21 protein-coding genes and 1 riboswitch are annotated in these 21956 nt (G+C 37.8%); of the genes, 2 read left to right on the top strand and 19 right to left on the bottom strand.

Annotation, left to right across the window (positions count from 1 at the left end; translation table 11 throughout):
* Position 1: 1 nt before the first annotated feature.
* The 8 genes from C7Y47_RS09540 to C7Y47_RS09575 all read right to left on the bottom strand — a co-directional run bounded on the left by C7Y47_RS09540 (position 2) and on the right by C7Y47_RS09575 (position 8994).
* Positions 2 to 1744 carry a methyl-accepting chemotaxis protein gene (locus C7Y47_RS09540; RefSeq protein ID WP_142508567.1) on the bottom strand — a complete coding sequence of 581 codons (1743 nt, stop codon included), beginning with the start codon at positions 1742 to 1744 and terminating at the stop codon, positions 2 to 4.
* A gap of 261 nt (positions 1745 to 2005) precedes the next feature.
* Positions 2006 to 3301, bottom strand: coding sequence for an arsenic transporter (locus tag C7Y47_RS09545; RefSeq protein ID WP_142508568.1), 1296 nt, complete (start codon positions 3299 to 3301; stop codon positions 2006 to 2008).
* Between the two features lie 162 nt (positions 3302 to 3463).
* Positions 3464 to 4183, bottom strand: a complete 720-nt coding sequence (locus tag C7Y47_RS09550) for a YebC/PmpR family DNA-binding transcriptional regulator (RefSeq protein ID WP_142508569.1) — start codon at positions 4181 to 4183, stop codon at positions 3464 to 3466.
* A 199-nt stretch (positions 4184 to 4382) separates the two neighbouring features.
* Positions 4383 to 4847 carry a low molecular weight protein-tyrosine-phosphatase gene (locus tag C7Y47_RS09555; protein WP_142508570.1) on the bottom strand — a complete coding sequence of 155 codons (465 nt, stop codon included), beginning with the start codon at positions 4845 to 4847 and terminating at the stop codon, positions 4383 to 4385.
* 215 nt (positions 4848 to 5062) lie between these two features.
* On the bottom strand, positions 5063 to 5671 hold the full coding sequence (locus tag C7Y47_RS09560; protein ID WP_142508571.1) for a lysophospholipid acyltransferase family protein: 609 nt from the start codon (positions 5669 to 5671) through the stop codon (positions 5063 to 5065).
* 79 nt (positions 5672 to 5750) lie between these two features.
* Positions 5751 to 6587 (bottom strand): putative RNA methyltransferase, encoded by an 837-nt coding sequence (locus tag C7Y47_RS09565; protein WP_142508572.1) that lies wholly within the window; start codon positions 6585 to 6587, stop codon positions 5751 to 5753.
* The gene (locus C7Y47_RS09570; protein WP_142508573.1) at positions 6587 to 7972 is read right to left on the bottom strand and encodes an MATE family efflux transporter; all 1386 of its coding nucleotides are present in this window, start codon (positions 7970 to 7972) and stop codon (positions 6587 to 6589) included. Before C7Y47_RS09570 ends, C7Y47_RS09565 begins: the two co-directional genes overlap by 1 nt.
* A gap of 254 nt (positions 7973 to 8226) precedes the next feature.
* The gene (locus C7Y47_RS09575) at positions 8227 to 8994 is read right to left on the bottom strand and encodes a tyrosine-protein phosphatase (RefSeq protein ID WP_142508574.1); all 768 of its coding nucleotides are present in this window, start codon (positions 8992 to 8994) and stop codon (positions 8227 to 8229) included.
* Positions 8995 to 9139: 145 nt separating this feature from the next.
* Between C7Y47_RS09575 and C7Y47_RS09580 the strand changes: the two genes are divergently transcribed.
* Positions 9140 to 9676 carry a hypothetical protein gene (locus C7Y47_RS09580; RefSeq protein ID WP_142508575.1) on the top strand — a complete coding sequence of 179 codons (537 nt, stop codon included), beginning with the start codon at positions 9140 to 9142 and terminating at the stop codon, positions 9674 to 9676.
* A gap of 80 nt (positions 9677 to 9756) precedes the next feature.
* Here C7Y47_RS09580 and C7Y47_RS09585 read toward each other — a convergent pair whose 3' ends face one another.
* From C7Y47_RS09585 to C7Y47_RS09595, 3 genes are all read right to left on the bottom strand, one after another.
* Entirely contained in the window at positions 9757 to 10725 is a 969-nt protein-coding gene (locus tag C7Y47_RS09585; RefSeq protein WP_142508576.1) for an ABC transporter substrate-binding protein, read from the bottom strand.
* Position 10726: 1 nt separating this feature from the next.
* Positions 10727 to 11269 carry an ATP:cob(I)alamin adenosyltransferase gene (locus C7Y47_RS09590; RefSeq protein WP_142508726.1) on the bottom strand — a complete coding sequence of 181 codons (543 nt, stop codon included), beginning with the start codon at positions 11267 to 11269 and terminating at the stop codon, positions 10727 to 10729.
* Between the two features lie 197 nt (positions 11270 to 11466).
* Positions 11467 to 11670: riboswitch (cobalamin riboswitch) on the bottom strand.
* Positions 11671 to 11860: 190 nt separating this feature from the next.
* A complete protein-coding gene (locus C7Y47_RS09595) occupies positions 11861 to 12409 on the bottom strand; it encodes a hypothetical protein (protein ID WP_142508577.1) in 549 nt (182 codons plus the stop codon).
* A 267-nt stretch (positions 12410 to 12676) separates the two neighbouring features.
* On the opposite strand from C7Y47_RS09595, the gene C7Y47_RS09600 reads away from it, so the two are divergent.
* Entirely contained in the window at positions 12677 to 12859 is a 183-nt protein-coding gene (locus C7Y47_RS09600; RefSeq protein ID WP_142508578.1) for a hypothetical protein, read from the top strand.
* A 111-nt stretch (positions 12860 to 12970) separates the two neighbouring features.
* Here C7Y47_RS09600 and C7Y47_RS09605 read toward each other — a convergent pair whose 3' ends face one another.
* From C7Y47_RS09605 to C7Y47_RS09640, 8 genes are all read right to left on the bottom strand, one after another.
* Positions 12971 to 14164 (bottom strand): C40 family peptidase, encoded by a 1194-nt coding sequence (locus C7Y47_RS09605; protein WP_305067648.1) that lies wholly within the window; start codon positions 14162 to 14164, stop codon positions 12971 to 12973.
* 468 nt (positions 14165 to 14632) lie between these two features.
* A complete protein-coding gene (locus C7Y47_RS09610; protein WP_142508580.1) occupies positions 14633 to 16621 on the bottom strand; it encodes an ABC1 kinase family protein in 1989 nt (662 codons plus the stop codon).
* Between the two features lie 478 nt (positions 16622 to 17099).
* Entirely contained in the window at positions 17100 to 18050 is a 951-nt protein-coding gene (locus C7Y47_RS09615; RefSeq protein ID WP_142508581.1) for a c-type cytochrome, read from the bottom strand.
* Positions 18051 to 18329: 279 nt separating this feature from the next.
* Positions 18330 to 19034, bottom strand: a complete 705-nt coding sequence (locus tag C7Y47_RS09620) for a DsbA family oxidoreductase (protein ID WP_142508582.1) — start codon at positions 19032 to 19034, stop codon at positions 18330 to 18332.
* Positions 19035 to 19047: 13 nt separating this feature from the next.
* Positions 19048 to 19824, bottom strand: a complete 777-nt coding sequence (locus C7Y47_RS09625; RefSeq protein ID WP_142508583.1) for a sulfite exporter TauE/SafE family protein — start codon at positions 19822 to 19824, stop codon at positions 19048 to 19050.
* Positions 19825 to 19910: 86 nt separating this feature from the next.
* Positions 19911 to 20138, bottom strand: a complete 228-nt coding sequence (locus C7Y47_RS09630) for a sulfurtransferase TusA family protein (protein ID WP_142508584.1) — start codon at positions 20136 to 20138, stop codon at positions 19911 to 19913.
* Positions 20139 to 20345: 207 nt separating this feature from the next.
* Positions 20346 to 21473 carry an MBL fold metallo-hydrolase gene (locus C7Y47_RS09635; RefSeq protein ID WP_142508585.1) on the bottom strand — a complete coding sequence of 376 codons (1128 nt, stop codon included), beginning with the start codon at positions 21471 to 21473 and terminating at the stop codon, positions 20346 to 20348.
* 82 nt (positions 21474 to 21555) lie between these two features.
* On the bottom strand, positions 21556 to 21951 hold the full coding sequence (locus C7Y47_RS09640) for a DsrE/DsrF/DrsH-like family protein (RefSeq protein WP_142508586.1): 396 nt from the start codon (positions 21949 to 21951) through the stop codon (positions 21556 to 21558).
* Between the last annotated feature and the right edge of the window lie 5 nt (positions 21952 to 21956).

Below are 21956 nucleotides of genomic sequence, written 5' to 3' on the forward strand. Positions count from 1 at the left end.
ATTATCTTAATATAAAGCGCTTAATAGATTCCTGTAACGCCGTTATTTCATCTGTTAAGTCACTGGAAGATTCACTAACAAGCTGAATGGCACGCTGTTGTTCATCAACAGATGCTGTTACTTCCTCAGATGCAGCAGCATTTTTCTCACTAATCATTGCAATACTTTCGATGGATTGCATAATATTATCCTTTGAGCCATTCAAATATTCTACTCCCGCAGTCATTTCTCCAATGACAGAAATAATTTTCTCTACGGCCAATTCAATTTCCTTAAAGGACGACTCTGTGATAGCAACCGAATCATTTTGCTTATGAACAATGACATTTGTTTTCTTCATCTCATCGTTCACTAAATTAGTTTCACTTTCGATTCCCTTTAAAGTTGTGCGCACTAGCTCAGTTGCTACAGATGTTTGGTCCGCTAGCTTACGTACCTCCTCAGCAACTACCGCAAAGCCCTTGCCATGCTCACCAGCTCTAGCCGCCTCTATTGATGCATTCAATGCAAGTAGATTCGTCTGATCAGAAATCTCAGTAATGGTACCGACAATGCCTTCAATTTCTCTTACTTTCACAATTAAGCTATTAAATACTGCATAAACATTATTAATCAATTCCGAAGACTCGTGTGACCTCTCTTTTAAACTATTTAAATTTAAGAGCCCCTCTTGATTTGATCGCTTCATATGTTGAGATGCATCAAGCATTACTTCATTTTTGTCATGCAAAACCTCAATCTGCTGGGCAAAATCAATGGCAGTTCTATTCGTATCCTCAGCATCTGAAGCCTGCTTTACCGCACCGTCCGAGACCTCATTTATCGCTTTTACTATTTCATCTCCATAAGCGTTTGTTTCCTCTGCCACAGATGTTAAATTTGACGATGTCGATTGAATTTCTACAATAGCTTCCTCTACATCTGTAATTAATGTTTTCAGTTGATCAACCATTTCATTAAATCCTTCATTTAATTGACCAATCTCATCTGAACGTTGTAGGTTTTCAATTTCCACGGTTAAATTCCCCTTGGCTACCTCACGTACACGTTTAGATAACTTTCGCACCGGTAAAGCTAAATGTCTTGAAACCAATATGACAACAGCCGTACCTATAATGATGGCACCTAATAATGTAATACCAATAACGAGTAATAATGAATTAGCCTCTTTATTAAAGTCTTGCATATATGTACCCGATGCAATGATCCAGCCCCAATTAGGATCCTTTGCAGAATAAATTATTTTATCAGCTAATACATCTTGACCCGGTAGCTGAAACTCATATTGTGTAAATCCCCCACCAGCAAGTGCTCTTTCGGTTACTTCCTGAATAAAGTAATTGCCGCTACTATCTTTACCGTCCCATAGGTTTTCCCCTTCTCGAGTCGGATGGGCTAGAAATGTCCCTTTTTCATCTAAAGCATATATATAACCATACTCCCCTAAGTCTCCAGGATATTTACTTGGCCTCTTCCCTTCATTATCCTTTGACCCTAGAAGTGCCTCACGCACTTGCTCCTGTGCAACTTCTAAAGGAATGTCGCCCCTCTTAACACTCTCATTCGCAAGCTCAATTAATTGCAAAGAAGATTCAACACTATTTTTAATAACTTGTTCACCAATATCATCCATACCTTTTTTGGCTTTATTATAGCTAGCTAAACCTATAACTAAGCTAGGGATAATTAATAGTGCTAATGAAATAATAATTAGTTTCCCCTGTATCGACTGTAAAAACTTCATGCTTTAGCCCCCCTTTCCTCTTTGTCACCATGACTATTAATCTATATTATGTTATGATTTGAATTTTTTCACAATGGGTAAAACGTAATTTATGTTTGAATTATTCGCCCTTTTACCCAGATATGCTTTTTCATCAGAACGCTGATGAGTAGGCTGGGCACTTTCCTGAGGCCAACCGATGAGCTGGAAACATAGAAAAAACTATCTTTCTATAGAGATATGCCTGATAGAAAAATAGTTTTTTGATTTTATCGTATTTACCTATGATAGGATGATTATCCAAGCCACTAAAGCTATTAAAGTAGCTGAAAGAGTTGGGATTGTTAAAATAATACCTATCTTTAAATACTGAACCCAGCCAATTTTTATCCCCTTTTGCGCCAATATATGGAGCCATAACAATGTTGCGAGTGAGCCAATCGGTGTCATTTTAGGACCTAAATTAGTTCCAATGACGTTTGCATAAATAAGCCCATCTTTAATAACGCCAGTTGCACTAGTTTCAGCAATAGCTAATGCATCAATCATGACAGTTGGTAGGTTATTCATAATAGCTGACAAAATCGCTGCTACAAACCCCATCGTTATTGTCGATACCATCAACCCTTGCTGTATCGCGTGCTCTAATAAATTTGCTAACAATCCTGTCATCCCTACATTTTTCAAGCCGTAAACAACCACATACATACCGATAGAAAAGAACACAATATTCCACGGTGCCCCTTTCACAACTCTCTTTGTATCTACTATATGACTACGTCGCGCAAGCAAGAAAAAGATAGCTGCTACACCACATAAAATAAATGACACTGGAATTTTGAAAAACTCACTCGTCAAGAAACCAACTAATAATATCCCTATTACATACCATGATAATAAAAATAATCTCGTATCACGAATTGCCAGCTTTGGATTATCAACTGCCTCAAGTGAATATTCTTTTGGAATCGAACGACGAAAGACTATATAAAGTACAGCAATGCTTGCCAGTAAAGAAACTAAGTTCGGTATCAGCATATGTAAGAAATATTCCATAAATCCAATACCGAAATAGTCTGCCGACACAATATTTGTTAAATTACTAATGACTAACGGTAATGATGTTGTATCTGCTATAAAGCCACTTGCAATAATAAATGGAAAGACCATTTTTTCGGTTAAATTTAACTTACGGATCATCGCTAGAACGATTGGTGTTAGTATTAGAGCTGCACCATCATTTGCAAATAACGCTGAAACAACAGCACCTAGACAGGAAAGATAAATGAATAAGCGGATACCATTCCCCCTTGCGATGCGTGCCATATGGAGGGCAGCCCATTCAAAGAATCCTATTTCGTCTAAAATAAGTGAAATAAAAATAATCCCTATAAACGATAACGTTGCATTCCAAACAATCCTTGTTACCTCAACAACATCTTGCCAAGTAACAACCCCGAGCGTCAATGCAATTGCAGCACCAATACAAGCAGACCAGCCGATCGATATTTTTCGTGGCTGCACTATTACAAAAAATAAAGTTACTAAAAATATAGCAATCGCTAATAAAGCTTGCACCGTTTTCCTCCCTAAATCAATTATGCCTCGACCTAATTACGTCTGAAATCGGCTTTGTACTTAGGCCTGTAGATGTTTTTTGCGCGAAAGCGAAGCGCCTTTGGACACCCTCTGAAAGAAGTTGAAAACCAGTAGCTTTAGCTACTGGTTTTATTGTTTATATTATTCGCCTAAATCAGCATTATGGTAAACGTTTTGGACATCCTCTAAATCTTCTAATGCATCAATTAATTTTTCAAATTTCGCAACGTCGTCACCAGTTAATGCTACTTCTGTTTGTGGAATCATTGAAAGCTCTGCTACTGTAAACTCTTGAACACCAGCTGCTTTTAAAGCTTCTTGTGTAGCAAAGAATTGGTCTGGCTCTGCATAAATAATGACAGCCTCATCTTCTTCTAGAATATCACGAGCATCAATATCTGCTTCCATTAAAATTTCAAGAACTTCGTCTGCAGATTTACCTTCTAAACCGACTACTGCTGTTGAATCAAACATGTAGGCAACAGATCCACTGACACCCATATTCCCATTATTTTTACCAAATGCAGCACGTACATCAGAAGCAGTACGGTTAACATTATTCGTTAAAGCATCAACGATTAACATAGTACCAGCTGGTCCGAAACCTTCATAACGTAATTCGTCGAAGTTTTCATCGCCGCCACCCTTCGCTTTATCAATTGCTTTTTCAATAATATGTTTAGGAACACTGTATGTTTTTGCTCGTTCAAGAACAACTTTAAGGGCACGGTTTGATTCAGGATCTGGCTCACCTGATTTAGCTGCTACATAAATTTCACGTCCAAATTTTGCATTGATACGGCTTGTGCTTTGGTCTTTAGACGCTTTCTTTTCTTTAATATTGTTCCACTTACGACCCATAGTTTCCACTCTCTTTCAAATTATAAGTTTATCAAAATAATAGATGCACACTGGCACATCTGTAAATGGTAATTCAATACTTAATGTATCTTTACTCTGCAAATAATAACACAAAATATGTTTGCAAAGCTAGATATCCCAATGTTTAAGGTGACTTTATTAAACATTAATTGTAAAATTTTTTTCACTTAGATCCACTTTATAATTGGTTTTCTACTTTGATTTTTTCTAAAAGTGCATGACAGCCTTCTAAGGCTAAATCATAGGTTTCTTGAAAATCTCCTGTATAGTATGGATCCGGCACGTCTTTTTGATGGTCGGTTAAATCTAAAAAGCGGAAAATCTTTGGAGAATCAGGATTACCAAGCATCGTTCGGATGTTACGTATATTGCTTTCATCCATGCCAATAATGTAATTAAAATTTTCAAAATCAGCCTTTTGTACTTGTCGGCCCTGCATCCCTTTCGTTGAGATGCCATACTCTTTTAGCTTTTCTTGTGTTCCTCTGTGAGGAGGTTCACCAATATGCCAAGAGCTTGTTGCAGCCGAATCTACTTCGACTTTATGACTTAAATGCTCTTTTTCTACTAAATCACGCATGACCGCTTCGGCCATTGGTGATCGGCATATATTCCCCAAACATACAAAAAGTACTCGAATCATTTTTATATCCTCCCCAATCAATTTCGCACTCGCGTAACTGTGGCTGTCGCTTTCGCGCAGAAAACATTTGCTAAATGAAGATAAAGCACTCAAAATCAATGATTCTGAGTGCCTTCTAAGTTGTCCAGCATATAACCGGTAGGAAGCTACCCCACTTCAAAAGGTTGTGAAGGCTTGTATCTTCACAGGGAGTCCTTCTTTAAATATGTTTCACTTTATCTCTTTTCTGCCGCAATACGCTTCTCTAACTCTTTAGTTAACGCTACTAATTCATGTTCAAGACGATGAGTAAATTCCTCGCGTCCCTCTTTACCTTTTCCAGTTACATAAAACGGCTCTCCATAAATTAGATAACCTTTTCCACGCCTAAAAACATCCCCAGCATTACGAGCACCAATGTAAGCGGCTGGTACAATTTGAGCTTTAGATAGCTGTGCAATTGTAATCGCACCTTGCTTTAAATCCGAACCCTCAGCATTTCGTGTACCAGATGGGAAAATACCTACGATTTTACCCTCTTTCAATAACTGTGAAGGGATTTTAATAACACTTGGTCCTGGATTGTCACGGTCAACGGGAAAGGCATTTAAACGCTCTATAAGCCAACCAATGCCTTTTTTATCAAACAATTGCTTTTTAGCCATAAAGTGAATTTCTCGAGGAGCCATTGACACTCCAAGGTTTAAAATATCAACATAGCCTGTGTGTGTACATGCAATAATAAACCCACCTTCTTTCGGTAAGTTTTGCTCCTCATATACACGCGCCTTTGAACCCGTTAATTTTAATATCACTTTAACAACATTTGCTATAAATTTATACACTGTTTCATTCCTACCTTATTCAATAGTTATACCCATTGTAATCGAAAAGACCAGTATATCGCAATTGCATGTGAAATAACTAGACTCTTCCCACTAATACATCAACATCAATCGTAATTTCAGTTAACCGGATATTGACTCCTTCTTTTTTATGCCAGCCCATCGGTGTCATTTCAAGCAGTGCTGGCACAAGCTCTGTAGCTAGTGGTACCGTATACGTAATACGTTCTACACGAACATCGGCAAAGCTTTCTTTAAAGCGAGCAACGATTTGTTCATTCGAATAGGACTCTTTAGTAGAATCCGCATATAATTGTGATCGAAGCTCATGTAAGTACCCGCTTTGAGGTACAACCTTAACAACACAACCATTCTCGGTTAATAAACGTTTAAACTCTTCGTAATTGGCAGGCGATAAAATATTTAATATGGCATCGAAGCTTGATTTTGCAAATGGACTTTTCGCTAAATCACCAACACACCAAATTTGCTCTGGATAATGTCGGGATGCAGCAAGTATGCCTTCTTTCGCTATATCAATACCTATGCCAATACTGTTACCTTTTTTATCTTTCATAATACGGGCTAAATGCGAACCCTCACCACACCCTGTATCAAGCACGGTTTCTGCACTTGCAATTAGCTCTCTGATTTTTTCTTCTATCAAATCATAGATGCCACTATCAATAACCGCTTTTCGAGATTCAAAGAGGTCTTTACTGTACTTAGAAATCGCACTATGTGCCAGCATATTGACGTAGCCCTGCTTGGCAATATCAAAAGAATGATTTGAGGAACATACTAATCTCCCTTGCTCAAATACACTCATTGACTCCTGACAAATTGGACAAGCAAAAACTGTTATATTTTTATCCATTAAAGCTGCCCCTGCAGCTCTTTTAGAAAGTGCTCCCATTAATTCGCCTCCTGTTGTTCTGTAGGTGAAACAAGTGCAAAACGCTCCCACTTACGACTTCTCCATCTAAAGTATACAATAATGGCTCGCATCCATTCATCTGCTGAAATCGCAAGCCAAATACCTACTAATCCCCAATGTAAAACGAATACGAACAAGTACCCGAGTGGAAGACTCATACATACCATTGATAAGAAACCGATTTTCACCGGGAATCTTGCATCCCCTGAGGCACGCAACGAGTTAATAACAACAATATTCATTGTACGCCCTGTTTCAAGTAGAATGCTTAATGCTAAGACAGATGCTCCGATAGCTATTACCTCTGAATTATCAGTGAAAACGTACATAAGTTGCTTACGGAATATCGTCACAACTACAACCATAGTTATCGTAAAGGCAAAAGCTGCTCGTACACTTAACCAAAGCTGATGATAAGCTTGATCTTTTTTACCAGCACCGACATTTCGCCCAATAATTATAGCTGTACCCGTCCCGATTGCAATCGCAAATAAATATGTAAACATCGAAATATTCATAGCATATTGTCTTGCAGCAAGTGTCTCTGAGCCTAAATACGTTGCATAATAAAGGAAGACAATCTGACAAAACTGATAAAGCACCTGCTCAAATGCTGACGGTAAGCCTATATTTAATATTTTTCGAACATATTCCTTTGAATACTCGAAATAATACTCTAGCTTTACTCTTACTTCCATGACTTGATACAACAGCCAGAAAAACACAAGAACCGCTAATCCCCGACTTACAACCGAGGAAATTGCCGCTCCTTTTACACCTAACTCCGGTAATCCTAGGTTACCAAAGATTAAACCGTAGTTTAATACAACGTGTAACACATTCATACCTAGTGATACATACATCGTTTGCTTTGTCCATCCATGTACACGGATAATCGCTGCTAACGCATTTATAATTGCCTGTAAAAAAATAAAGCTTCCTATGATTACTAAATAGCTTTGGGCATATTTAAGCACTTCTCCCTGCAAGTTCATCATGGTCATTAAATGACTCGAAAAGAAGAAAAATAAGACACTCATCATTAGTCCAACGATCAAATTCATCGTTACTGCTAAAGCGGAAATTTTCGCAGCTTCAAAAATGCGCCTTGAACCTAAGTATTGAGATACAACAATGGAAGCACCATTACCAACTACTTCAAGTATTAAAATTGCAATATGAATATACTGATTGGCTGCACCAACCCCTGATACTGCATTATCTGATAAAGCACTGAGCATAAAAGTATCTGCTAATCCCATTAACATGAATAAAAATACTTCTAAAAATATCGGCCACGTTAAATGGAACAAGCTTAACTTATTTGGCTCTTTTAAATCACTTTCTCTTACTGTGTCTGACAATTTCAACTTCTCCTATACGCTTCATAAAGATTTTACGTGCGGTTATTTTCCCCACTACCAATTTTGTGATGAGAGTTTTGTACCTGACGCTTCACTTTCGGTACAGTTAAATGACTACCCGTTACAGCGGGATAAAAATATATAGTATCTTATCATAGATTTTTAAGGTGTAAAGAGTTTTTATAATGAAACATTGTAAAGCTAGTATAATACGTAAAAACCCCTCTCACAATTTTATGCGAAAGGGTTTCTTATCATATTAAGTAATGATCCTGCAATTGCTTACGTTTTTCTGTTGTTAAACCAAACTCTTGCTCTAAAAAAGCGGTCTTAGAGCCGTATCGGTTATCCATTGCATCAAATGCCGCTTGTAAATAGTCCTCACGGGCCGACATTAAAGCATAAAATTGCTGCAATTCTTGATCGCTATAACCTAGCTGAATTGTCTGAGCCATTCGTTCTACTAAGGGACGTAGATATATATTTGTATTTAAATAGTCCTCCATGATTGTTTCCTCAGGTACATCTAAAGCAAGTAAAATAAGTGCGCTACCAATACCTGTTCGATCCTTTCCCACCGCACAATGATGAACAAGCCCTAAATTTTCAGGATGTTGAATCGTTGCTATTAACTTTTTAAACGAGTCATTATTAAAAGGCATTTGCGCATAAAATTCTCGGAACATCTCTAGGCTTACAACCTTATAAAAATCTTTTCCACCAGTGTTTGTAGGCATCTCAAAAGCATGATTTCCCTTTGCTGGTATTTGAAGATACTTGGCATATGGAAATACCGGATTAGGATTATTTTGAGCCTCATGGTTGTCTCGATAATCAAAAATTGTTTTCACACCAAGCGTTTTAAATAGCTCCTTATCTGCTTTCGTCATTTTACCAAGTGCTGCTGAACGATAAATCAAACCATTCTTAACAGCACGTCCATCTCTAGACTTATAACCACCCATATCACGAAAATTATAAACTGCTTCAAACGGAACAATCTTCACATCAAACTGTTTCACTCACTGCACCTCTCTCTGTTAGCAAGCATTCTTACTTCTATATTATAAAACAATCCGATATAATACCAATTTTCACACTAGGTATGTCATACACTACTTCGAGCGATGAGGGGAATTTAAGCAATACTTTATTGAAGAGGAGAAGGTGGCCGTATTACCTGATCACTTTTTCATCAAAGCTGAGCAGTTATCCACTTCACACGATCACTTCTTCAGCAAAGCGGAGCAGTTATCCATTTCACCTGTTCACTTTTTCATCATAGCAGAGCAGTTATCCACTTCTCCTAATCACTTCTTCAGCAAAGCGGAACAGTTATCCACCCTACCTGTTCACTTTTTCATCATAGCGGAGCAGTTATCCACTTCACACGATCACTTCTTCATCATAGCGGAGCAGTTATCCACCCTACCTGTTCACTTCTTCATCATAGCAGAGCAGTTATCCACTTCTCCTAATCACTTCTTCAGCAAAGCGGAACAGTTATCCACTTCACACGATCACTTTTTCATCATAGCGGAGCAGTTATCCACTTCACCTGTTCACTTTTTCATCATAGCAGAGCAGTTATCCACTTCTCCTAATCACTTCTTCAGCAAAGCGGAACAGTTATCCACTTCACACGATCACTTTTTCATCATAGCGGAGCAGTTATCCACTTCACCTGTTCACTTTTTCACATAGCGGAGCAGTTATCCACCTTATCCGATCATCAAAAAAGCTGCCCATAAAGGACAGCTTCAAAATACGCTTTTTCAATTAGACTATTTAAATAACTCAGGGTATACTGCTTTTGCGATTAACTCAACTGCTTCGCCAATACGTGGACCCGGACGGTTTGAAATATCAGTATCTATAGAATAAACCGCTTTATTTTGAATAGCAGTGATTGAATTCCATCCATCACGAGAAAGAATTTCTGCCGCTGGGTCTTTCACATAGTTTATTGTTGTTAAAATGACATCTGGATTTTTCGCAATAATATCTTCCTCAGATACTTTTGCCCAGCTTTTAAGGTCAGCAAAAACGTTGTTAACATTTGCAGCATTTAAAATTTCTTGTTGGAATGTACCAGAACCAGCTGTATAGATGTCTGGCTTTGGACTAATTTCTAAATAGATATTTTTTGGTTCTTTCACATCTTTAACTTTCGCTTGGACATCTGCAATTTTACCTTTAATATCTTCATTTAACTTGTCGCCTTTATCTTTGATGCCCATAACCGTTGCGACTTGTTCAATATCCCCATAAACATCATCAAATGATTTAGCTGATTGAATGGCAAACACTTTAATACCCGCATCCTCAAGGCCTTTTAATGCATTTAAATTTTCTTCATCTTTGCCTCCGGTTGTATAGGCAATAACGACATCTGGCTTTAGTGCTAAAATACGCTCGCTATTGAATGTTGTAGAAGTAGAAACACGCTCAATTTTTTGCGCTTCTTCTGGATACGTATCATACTCAGTTGCACCTACGATTTTATCGCCAACGCCTAGCGCAAATAAAATCTCTGTATTACTCGGTTGTAATGAAACAATAGTTTTAGGTACTGCATTAAACTCTACTTCTACACCACGATCATCCTTAACTTTATAGCTAGTAGTTTTCTCAACTTGTTGATCTTCTTTAGAAACAGTTTCTTTTTTTGTATCCTCTTTCGTGCCGCAGCCAACTAATACGAGGGCCAGCATCAACACAGAAAGCCATTGTAGCTTAAACATTTTCTTCATTTCATTGATTCTCCTTTTTCTTTTTCATCGGGTATGACTTACTAATAAACGGTATTTCAGCAATACCAGCATGCTGATTCATATAAACAGCCATTACAAAAAAGACATTGGCTAGCAATCCTAAATAATCAAAGAGAATAGCAGGTACTTCCCGTTCTTCAGATACTTTGTGCAAAACACGATATGATTTTTTCGCCTCACTACGGCATACATGTAATGCAGTAGCAGCCTCTGTCCCTTGAGGTAATACAAAGTTCTGTATTTCATCCTGAACATGACTAACATAGAAATCATAGCGATCACTTAGCCAAGTCAAATCATCTTCGGTTACCGCCAATTTACCTCGTACTGACCCATTTACATGGTAAGCCATTGGTAAAATGGCTAGTAAATCATCTGATACTACCTCCACTGTTTCCTTTTTTACCGCCGCCAAAGCGACGCCAATATGTGTTGTAAGGCTATCTGTTCGAATTTCAAAATCTACCGTCGATGCCTTTTCACGCATAAATGGATAACAAGAATAACGTGCATCTTTTTTCAAATCTAAGTCCCCGCCTTCCTTCGTGAAAAATTCTACTTTATTCACACCTTCTTAGAATTTCTTCCGGTGAAAGATAAGTGTACATAAAAAAACGTTGTTCCCATTCCTAAGGAAACAACGAAAATAACATAAATAGTGTCATATACACAACAAAGCCTATGTAATTGCCGCATATTCTCCTAGCTTCCGAAGAGTTATCATACGTTCAAACAAAGGTTGGTCTCCTGGCTTGTACAGTTCACTACATTCAATCATGTCGTGCGTCATAAACTTTCCCATCAGATCATTCGACAGTGGTATATCTTTATGATCCCTGTACTTACAGTTGCGGAAACAGCTTCGGTTTTTCACCGAATTCCCGATTATGCTATAGTTCAGCACCCTTATTCTGCAAGAATTATTCACTTGTTAAGCAGTTTATCATAGATTAATAGGAAAAAATAGATGTGGAATTAGAATAAACAAATACGATGGGTAAAGATCATGCAGGTATCACCATATGCCCGTGCAGGTATTATATTTCATAGATTGATGTTATAAAAGCTATCTCTCAACGAAAGCATTTGCGCAAAAACAGCTATTTTACATCTTTTAACGGATGGCATTCTTATATTTCTTTTTATATTTACTATCTTCTTCTTCTTCAATCAATCGCTGTGCAATCTCTAGTAGTTTCGGGTCTTTCGTTTCATCGAATAGCTTTTTAAAAGATACAATTATATCATAGCGTATCGATGTCGGGTGCTTTTCGTCTAAGCATATTTGAAATCTTTTCGCCAAATAGGACACGACTAAATCTCTTTGTACCTGCCCTGCTAAACCTATTCTCCAAATCGCCTGCAAAGTATGTCTCGCAGTTTCTGTTTTTTCATCATACGTTACTGCCCAAATCTTTAAGAAGTCCTCTAATACTCTTTCTTCAGGATCACTTTTTGCTGCCAATGCGCATAAAAATTGTGCAGCACTTGCACGTACATGTCCATTTCTATATGTAAGAGCTTGAACAAGTTGTTCCCAAACTGAATATGTCCAATCAACTGGTTCCTGCATAATTTTCATTAATTCTTCGTATGATTTGTATTGAATATCAAGGTCACGCTCTGTTAAATTACTAAAAAGTTGCAAAATCTCTTTTTCCATGATTCATCCCTACCTTTATGAACGCAAAAATGGCAAACTTGTAAGTATTGTATTAATTTCTATCATTCGTTACTTTACTACTACGAAACTAAAGTCACAAACAGTTTAATTTCAAAGTAAGATCTCTAATTGTTGTATTTCAAAATTATCAGAAATGAGTATCAATATGCAAGAAAACATTTCTTTCGGCTATAAAGACACATTTTACATGATAGCTTTTTAATTGGAATTAGCCTTCTATGAATCCAAGTGAAATACGCTATAACGATGACAATCATTATATGGATAATTGATGCTATACCTTACATCGGCTCTATTTTCATTTTAGTAACAGGTAATATGGTTGTAAATATATCTACTTATGTAAATTTATTCATCTTAGATGTTATTTTACTCATTATTCATCGAGTAGTCGAGCCTAAATTAATGGATCTATATCTGGCTGTATAATTTTTTCTCGGAGGGCCTTAAATACCGTCAAATAATAAAAAAGGTCATCTTTGTAATTTTTTTACAAGGATGACCTTTTCGCTATTTAAATCGTCTATATAATAGTAGGGCTTATTGAATACGACCGAAGCCTACTAAATATTGATTCCACCAATCAAGTGATTCAATGACAACACCTTTATTTTGAGCATCAATCATCGTGTTATTTCCTAAGTAAATACCTACATGCGCTATGCCTGAACCATAGCTGAAGAATACTAGGTCACCTACACGTGCTTCACTTGCTGAAATACGTTGTGTTGCTAAATATTGTTGTGATGCTGTACGTGGTAAAGATACGCCTGCTTGGTTGTAAGACCATTGTACAAGACCTGAACAGTCAAATCCTGTTGATGGGTTGCTGCCGCCCCAAACATAGCTACGGCCTAAGAATTGCTTTGCAGTTGAAATTGCATCACCCGAAGATGCAGTACCTGAACCAGAACCAACAACGACTTTTTGTGGTGATTTTTCATTGTTCGCTTTACCACTATTGTTAGCGTTGCTAGTATTACTGTTACTAGTATTATCGTTAACGTTGTTATTTGTTGCTTGTACTACTGGAGTAGCTGCTTGAAGTGCACGTAAACGAGCTGCTTCTTCCTCTGCTGCTTTACGTTCTGCTTCTAAACGTTCTTCTTCTTGTTTCGTTGCAATTTGTGCCTTTAACGCAAGAGATTTCGCTTCATTTTCAGCTTTTTTTACTTCCATTTCGCTTTCCTTTTGTTGAAGCTCTTGGAATTGCTTTTGAAGCTCTTTTTGTTTTTCATCTAATGTTGCTTTTTGTTTCTCTAAGTTAGCCTTATCAGCTTCTTGTTGATCTACTAAATCTTGGTCAGCATCCATTAATGTTTTTACCGCTACGACACGGTCCATTAAATCTGCAAAGCTTTTTGCTTCAAGAACAGCATTTAAATAAACGCCCACAGTATTATCTTGAGCTTGGTATGCAGCCATACGATCATTTAAAATCGCTGAACGTTGCTCAATACGTTTTTTAGTATCTACAATATCTGCATCAACTTCTTTAATATCTGCTTGTACTTTGTTAAATACTTTTACTTTTTCATCGATCTCTTTTTGTAGTTTAGTTAATTCTTCTTGTAGCTTTTTAACCTCTGTATCTATTTTAGCTTTCTTATCAATCATTTGTTGAGATGTTTCTTCTGCGTGCACTACGGTTGGTTGAACTGTATTAAATAATAAGCCGCCAGCTAGTGCTAATGCTAGCACCATCGACTTACGCCATTTATTGCGCTTACCCACGTTATTCTTTCCCTTCACTAGTCAATTTCGCTCTTAGTATTTTAATGTAATCACTGGAACGATTATTTTATTTTCTCTTATATTTTATTAGCCTTTTAAAGTTTAGCATTATTAGCATAACTTTTATACTATTTCACGGCTTTTTAATCGTTTAGTAAAACTCGCAACATTCTTGTAATATTCATGTAAATTCTATTAAATTCTACAAAACTACGTTTTATTCTACATAACAACGTTTTTAACTGCTTTACCATTAGACCCAATTTCTGTTTTGTAATGTTTTTGTAATATTTCACGAGAACATTTACCCATTATGGCTCGACATAATTGCATCCCGAATCTGCTGAAAGAAGTTAAAATAAAAAAGGTAAGGGAGCATTTCCCCTACCTCATCTTGTTGCAAAAGAATAGATATAAATAATGTGTTTCAATAAACAAAGATTGATTTCCACTCCAAGCTGGTGCTTCCTATTGCCTCATAGAACGTAGCGCTTGGATAGAAAGGCGTACCAAAAGAATGGCACATAAAAACAATCCCAAGTATGCAGCTGTATTTAAGTAAACAGCGTACGCTTCACGAATAAATTGCGAGATTGCTAAAAGTGCTACAGAAATAATCCCAAAGGTAATACCTACGAGAAGTAAGACTAAACGGGAAAACAAATTTGTAATAAAACGAGCATTATCCTCATCCGAAAAAACATCGTGATGTAACGTAATTTTTCCGCTCTCCACCCGTTGAATGAGCTGATTAACTCGTCTTGGCATTTTGTGCAATGCCGGAATAAGCATTGCTAATTCTTCTTGTAAACGTTCCTTCGTTGCCATCGGTTCTTTAAATGGCTTAAGGAAGGATGCTCGCATATATGCAGATGAAAAATCTTTCGCTTCCGTGAAAATATCAAAATTCGGGTCAATTACCCGTAATGTCCCTTCCAATGTTACTAATGAACGCAGCGCTAAACCTACTGCTGGATAGAAAGTAAGACCGAAATCACGAACAACCGTAAATAACGCATGTATTAATTCTTCTGTCGGAATTCGATCCACGTAAGAAATTTTCAAGAGAATTTGATCAATTGCTTGCTCTATTTTTGCACGATCTGCATGATCTGCATTTTCAACCAATAATGTTATGCCGTCAAATAAAGTATTTGAATCGCTTAGATGAATCCCCATTAAAATTAGCTTTAAGCCCTCTTGTTGTGTAGCTCCCAAACGGCCAACAGCCCCAAAATCAAGAAGGATCGGTGTGCCATCCGTCTCATCAATCTGAATATTTCCCGGATGTGGATCTGCATGAAATATACCCGAAACAAGCATCTGTTCAATGAAAGAACATAAAACAGTCCGCGCAAACTGCCTACGATCATTTTCTAATCGATTAAATTCAGCCACAGCATTTGCAACGCTTTTCCCCCGTACATATTCCATGACAATAATATTTCCATTACAATATTCTGTATAGATTTTAGGAATTTTCACCTTATAATCGCTTTTTGTAAGAGCATTCGTCACCTGCAATGTATTACGAGCTTCAATATCTAAATGAATTTCCTCACGTAACCCATCGCCAAATCCTTTAGCTAGCTCTCGAAACCCAAGCGACTCAGCCCATGTAGATTTGTTTGAAAGCCAATTGGCAAACTCCTCTAAAATATCGAGATCGTCTCGCATGATTCCCTTCACTTCTGGACGTAGTAGCTTCACCACGACTTCATCAAAATTTTTCAATCGTGCCTTATGTACTTGTCCGATAGATGCAGCCGCAATAGGCTCCATTTGAAAGCTTGCAAATATTTCATTCATAGGCTTAGGAAGTGAATCTTCTAAAATTTGGGTTACTTGCTCTGACGATAAAGGCTTCACATTATGTTGTAGCTTCTCTAACTCGTCAATAAAAATAGGCGAAAACAGTTCCTTACGAGTAGATAGTACCTGACCAAATTTAATAAATATCCCACCACATTGCTCCAAAGTAATCCTTAAAGCAATAGCAAGCTCCTTTTCGTTTTCTCGTTGTCTTGCGTATTTAATCGTTTGAACAACGCCATTTGTCACTGCTATTTTTAACACCTGACGCAAACGCTTTTGCTGTCGCCAGTAACTACGAAGGCGCAATAATATATTTTTTTTGCCATTCCGACGATCTCTAGCTGTCATACCACTTGGATCAAAAAGCTCAAAAACGAGATAGAGCAGCATCGAAATTAGTAGCATGCAGCCAATCCAAACAAGTGTACTGACCTCTGTCACTGTTTGCATCATTGGCTCGTATAAAAAATCTGTATGACGTAAATAGGTATACCAATAAACAAAGGACGTAAGCGTCACACTAATAACTACAGAAAGAACCCTACGTATAAAATTAATATTTGAACCAATTAATCGACCACTTACAAAGTAAATAAGTACTGATACAACAATGAGTTCGATTAAAAATTTCAAAAAAATCAACAGCGTCACCTCCGATGCTACTTCCTAATACTGCTAGTATAACAAATTAAGACCTGTACTTCTTTTAATGTATAGAACGGTTGACCCGAGAAATAGTTCTTTAATAAAGGAATGGTTTTGAGCGGCTTTCGCACAGAAAACATCTGCTGCGCTCCAGGGTCTCGGGCCAACACGATGTTGGTCACGAAGGCGTTATCACAGGACGTGATGCTTTTAGCCTTCATTCCTTTATTGCTGATCCCCAAGGAGTCCCCAGTCTCAACTCCAATCAACTTATATAATGTCATCCATAATTTTTTGGATAAGCAGAAAATCTGTAATAATTATTAAATATAAAAATCGAAGGATAACGTGCACATATACAGTCTCAAGATGTAGATTTCCATCTTTAGATAAAAAAATACCTTTAGACATAAATTATCTAAAGGTAGATGAAACGAATATTATTTCTACTCGCAAGGGATGTTCTCTCTTCATTTTATTTAGCAGAGAGTATTTGCTCCCAATTTATTGTGCCATTTTTAACTTGTCCCCGTTTTTCTTTATTCATAACATCATTAGGACGTTCGCCTTTTGGCCAATCTTTATCGTGATTTGCCCATTCAGGTCGATCCTGCGATAAGATAAAGGCTGCTAAATCAGCTGCATTTTGATCTGTCAAAGTACCTGCTGCACCAACCGGCATATTATGTTTGATGTAGCCAGCCATTTTCGACATTCTCGCCATACCCGCTCCATCATTGAATGAGTTTTTACCCCATAATGCCGGACCTGTATTAGCACCAGTACCTGAGCCATCAGCTGCGTGACAAGTAATACAAGACTGGGCATATACTTCTTCACCATTCGTAACATCCGGTATAGGAATGTTCTTCATAGTACTTGTACCTACCCATTCACGCCTTGCCCCAATAGGTACACCTTCTGAAATATAGGCGAAGTATGAGACCATCGCTTCTAACTCTTTACTATTCATATCAAATTTCTTTCCGTTCATACTGCGAACCATACAACCGTTAATACGCTCCTCAATCGTTACAATATCACCTGAGCGTGCAATATATTGAGGATAATTCGCCATAACACCTACCAATGACGAAACTTGCTCATCATAACCCGCCCCCGCATGACAGCTTGTGCAAGACAACTGATTCCCAACATATTCTTCTGCAGCAACATGTGTATTATTTACAAGCTCATAGCCGTATAATATTGCTTCCTTCATAGGTCCATCTGGTACTTCTTCAATACTTGGTGGCGCATAGACAACTGACTGAGCAGCCGCTGTCGTTGGTATTTTTGTTTGTACAGCAGTTTCTTTACTTTCTCCTTTAGCATCCCCTAAAATTTTGTCGCTAATGACTGCCCCCACAAAAAGTGTACCTGCTAACAGTACTGTCCCCGCTACTCCTGCTACTATAGGTTTCATCTACAATACCCCCCTTTGTATAATCACCTATATTTTAGCAAAGCAGCATGTTTTCCGATGTGATTTCCCTCACACCTTACGTAAATAGAACCATTTAGAGGATAAAGTTATGAATTCTTTTGTTCTATAACACATCAAACGAGACTTAATACCTCTCGCAGTATGCACTTTTTCCTAATCAATTTCACCTTGGCGTAATTACCGCTTTCGCACAGTAAAAATTGCTGAATGAAGATAAAAATGCCGAGTACAGATTACGCCCGGCATTTTAGTGTTCTCTTATAATTTACATTCACCATCAGCACAAATAGCTTCACCATCACCTATCATCTTTAATACCGGCTGAATACCCGCTATCTCTGCAGCTTGATGTAACGTCCGTACAAAAACATCAGTTGGCTCCGCACCTTTAATACCGTAACGATTTTCGAAAACAAAGAACGGAACACTTTGTACACCTAGTTGTTGGGCATCATATCGATCTTTGTCTAAAGATTCACTGAAGTCGTTTGATGCTAGTACACCCTTTGCAACTCCAACATCTAAGTCTAAATTTTCAATGACTTTTAACAAGAACCTCTCATCGTTTAAGTCTTTTCCTTCCGTAAAATAACCACTCATAAGCTCTTCCGTATAAACCGACTCTTTACCGAACTTCCTTGTCCATTTTGCCAATCGATGAGCTTTTTCAGTATGGGCTGTTTTCATTTCTTCAAAATTGTAATGCAAGTCAACCTCTTCAGCACGTCTCGCTATGCCCTTTGTTATTTCCTTTACTTCTTTTAACGTAGAGTTAAACTTCGCGGCCATCCCATCATATAAAGTTGGTGCATCTTTCTTAGGCGTATCTGGCCCAATTTGATATGCTTTATATTCAATTTCTACCTGCCCTGAATAACCCGCTAAGTCAATAGCACGTTCCAATTCTCGTTTGCCAACATAGCAGAACGGACATGTAAAATCCGAAAAAACCTCAATTTTCATTGACTACCGCCTCCTACAATATATCCACCCAAATTTTAATAGCAGATGCCAATATAAGCACCGCTAACATAGCTTGTAAAATTTTCGTATTTAATTTTTTCCCAGCTTTTGCACCTAGTGGAGCAGCTACTAGGCTAGCTATAATCATTATGAACGCGGGGTAATAATTAACTTGTCCCGTCATCAATTTTCCAATTGTCCCGCCTATTGAGGATATTAAAGTAATAGCGAGGCTTGTAGCGATTGTCATACGTGTTGGTATGCCCAATACTACTAGCATGATAGGTACTAACAAGAAACCACCAGCTGCCCCAACAATCCCCGATCCAGTACCAACAATAAACGCTAAAACAACTGCTATTAGTTTATTAAACGTTACTTCATCTAAAGGTTTGTCGTCAATTTGCTTTTTAGGAATAAACATCATCACTGCAGCAATCAACGCCAATACACCATAAACGATGTTAACGCCGTCTTCAGATAAAAATTTGGAGCCAAAACTACCAATGAAACTTCCTGTTAATACGGCACCACCCATATATATCATTAATGATTTATTTAAATAACCACTTTTTCGATACGTCCACACCCCAGCAGCAGAGGCAAAAAACACTTCTACTGCACTAATACCTGATACCTCATGTGCTGAAAAAGCAGCAAAACCTAGTAAAGGTGGGATGTATAATAACATTGGATATTTTATAATCGCTCCGCCAATTCCTAGCATTCCTGATACAAACGAACCGACAAAGCCAATTAAAAATATTGTAATGATCCATGTTAGATCCATAATTTTCCTTCTTTCCAGTTACTTCACTAAGGACCAATAACGAAAGGAGGGCTGTGCTACCTTCAAATAGACAACCCCCACCAGTCTTAAGCTTTCTGAATAAAGAATGTAATGACGCCAGCATCTTCAGATTTATCTAAAATTATATGACCGCCAGCTTTTGCCCAAGCAGGGATGTCCGCTAAAGCTCCCTTATCCGTTACTTGAACCTCTAAAACTTCCCCTGAAACTAATGTATCTATCGCTTTTTTTGTTTTCACTATAGGCATTGGACAAGATAAACCCTTTGCATCTAGTTGTAAGTTTGATTTCATATTTTTCTCCTTTGGAACGGCAAAGGTTGTAAGCGATTTTGCCGGTTTGTTTGATTTTCACGACTTTCCGAAGGATGAACACCTTCGCTTCGTGGCATTTACACGCTATTGCCACGCATGCGTACTCATTGCATTTCGTGGTGTTCTTAGAACTGAGTCCTCTATTTCAGTGGATGTTGGGACACCCGCTGAAATAAGTTAAACGAACTAGCGAACTGCGCAGCGATTCGGACCAATTTCCATCTCTGTTTGCTCATCCTGCGTTGGGGTAATCTTGCCCATATTTACTTGACGAATTTCTTGATATGCATTTGGCTGCGGAGGCAAATGCTCTGTTACGACGCTTCGGAATTTTGCTTCATCTTTAATATTTAAGCCGTGATTTTCGGCAAATAATTGTCCAAGATGTTTTGCTACAGTTCCATCTTCATTTAGTTCATCAATAATCATAAAGTGAGCCGGTAAAACAATTAAATCATCCGATAATTCTCTGTATCGTTTGTAAAGTGTTTCACGTAAATCACCCACCCAATCTTCTGCTAGACCCGCTAAATCAGGGCGTCCAATTGAATCAATAAACAAAATATCTCCAGTTAATAAATACTTGTTATCCACAACAAAGGACGTTGAACCAATTGTATGACCAGGTGAATAAATCGCTCCTACATCAACTTGAGAGGCACCAACTTGTACAGTTGTTCCATCAAGTAAAGGTGTATAGTCAAACACAACCTCCTCTGCATCTTTTGGTGGTAAATAATACGTCGCACCAGTAGTAGCTGCTATATGTCGCCCACCAGAAATATGATCCGCATGCAAATGTGTATCGAACACATATTTAATTTTTACGTTTTTCTCTTCCGCAAAGCTTGTAAATGCGTCAGTAAAACGCACAGCATCGATAATCGCTGCTTCACCCTCAGAGATGACCATATAAGAAAGGCAACCCTTCCCTAAACGTACAAACTGATAAAGCTCACCCCCATCTGTTAAATCTCCAACTTTAATCGGTTCTAAATATTCACTCCACGTTTTCATTCCACCTTCTAAATAAGCGATCGTACGTCCTGCTTCTGATAACATCTCAGCTACCATCAGCGATGATCCTTCTTTCGCACAAACGACTAATACATCTTTACCCGTTGGAATCTTCGGTAAAATATCCTCAACGCCATCTAATAGCTCAAAATACGGAATATTGAGGTATTCAAATTTATGGCCATCAATTTTCCAATCTTCAAACGCATCCGCATTTCGAACATCTAAAATAAATAGTTCTTCATCGTTAATTACTTTTTTCGCTACTTGTGCTGCGCTCCATTTTAGAACTGACACTATAGTTACCCCCTAAGGTATTATTTTATCGAATTTTTTAGCGGAAAGGACTGTCCTCTCCGCTTGTATAGTTACAAATAAATTAGAATGTCAATGACGGTGCTGCATCTTTAGCAAACTCTAAAAATGTCACAGCTCCCCCAACCTCAATACCTTCAATAAAATCAGCTATCGTTAAACCCATTACATCCATAGTCATTTGACACGCAATCAATTTCACACCTAATTCTTGTGCCATTTCCACCAATTGTGGAATTGCTGGTACATTAGCTTTAGCAAACCCTTCTGCAAAATGCTCCGCTCCAGCAGGCATAGGTAATGCATGCATCCCTTGTTTATGAATTAAATTTAATCCTTCGAATGTAAAGAAAATAGCTACTTCTTTTTCTGTAGCCGCCGCTGCCGTTGCAATATTGAATACCTTATACGCATCGAAAAGACCACCGTTACTTGCAATTATCGCTACTTTATTTGACATAATAA

This window comes from Lysinibacillus sphaericus, assembly GCF_006864135.1.
Classification (GTDB): Bacteria; Bacillota; Bacilli; order Bacillales_A; family Planococcaceae; genus Lysinibacillus.

What these genes read in the sequence shown, in the direction of transcription:
- C7Y47_RS09600 (WP_142508578.1), top strand. Translation starts at nt 12,677, where the DNA reads ATGACAATCATTATATGGATAATTGATGCTATACCTTACATCGGCTCT.
- C7Y47_RS09615 (WP_142508581.1), bottom strand. Translation starts at nt 18,050, where the DNA reads ATGAAACCTATAGTAGCAGGAGTAGCGGGGACAGTACTGTTAGCAGGT.
- C7Y47_RS09620 (WP_142508582.1), bottom strand. Translation starts at nt 19,034, where the DNA reads ATGAAAATTGAGGTTTTTTCGGATTTTACATGTCCGTTCTGCTATGTT.
- C7Y47_RS09550 (WP_142508569.1), bottom strand. Translation starts at nt 4,183, where the DNA reads ATGGGTCGTAAGTGGAACAATATTAAAGAAAAGAAAGCGTCTAAAGAC.
- C7Y47_RS09625 (WP_142508583.1), bottom strand. Translation starts at nt 19,824, where the DNA reads ATGGATCTAACATGGATCATTACAATATTTTTAATTGGCTTTGTCGGT.
- C7Y47_RS09630 (WP_142508584.1), bottom strand. Translation starts at nt 20,138, where the DNA reads ATGAAATCAAACTTACAACTAGATGCAAAGGGTTTATCTTGTCCAATG.
- C7Y47_RS09540 (WP_142508567.1), bottom strand. Translation starts at nt 1,744, where the DNA reads ATGAAGTTTTTACAGTCGATACAGGGGAAACTAATTATTATTTCATTA.
- C7Y47_RS09595 (WP_142508577.1), bottom strand. Translation starts at nt 12,409, where the DNA reads ATGGAAAAAGAGATTTTGCAACTTTTTAGTAATTTAACAGAGCGTGAC.
- C7Y47_RS09555 (WP_142508570.1), bottom strand. Translation starts at nt 4,847, where the DNA reads ATGATTCGAGTACTTTTTGTATGTTTGGGGAATATATGCCGATCACCA.
- C7Y47_RS09565 (WP_142508572.1), bottom strand. Translation starts at nt 6,587, where the DNA reads ATGGGAGCACTTTCTAAAAGAGCTGCAGGGGCAGCTTTAATGGATAAA.
- C7Y47_RS09640 (WP_142508586.1), bottom strand. Translation starts at nt 21,951, where the DNA reads ATGTCAAATAAAGTAGCGATAATTGCAAGTAACGGTGGTCTTTTCGAT.
- C7Y47_RS09585 (WP_142508576.1), bottom strand. Translation starts at nt 10,725, where the DNA reads ATGAAGAAAATGTTTAAGCTACAATGGCTTTCTGTGTTGATGCTGGCC.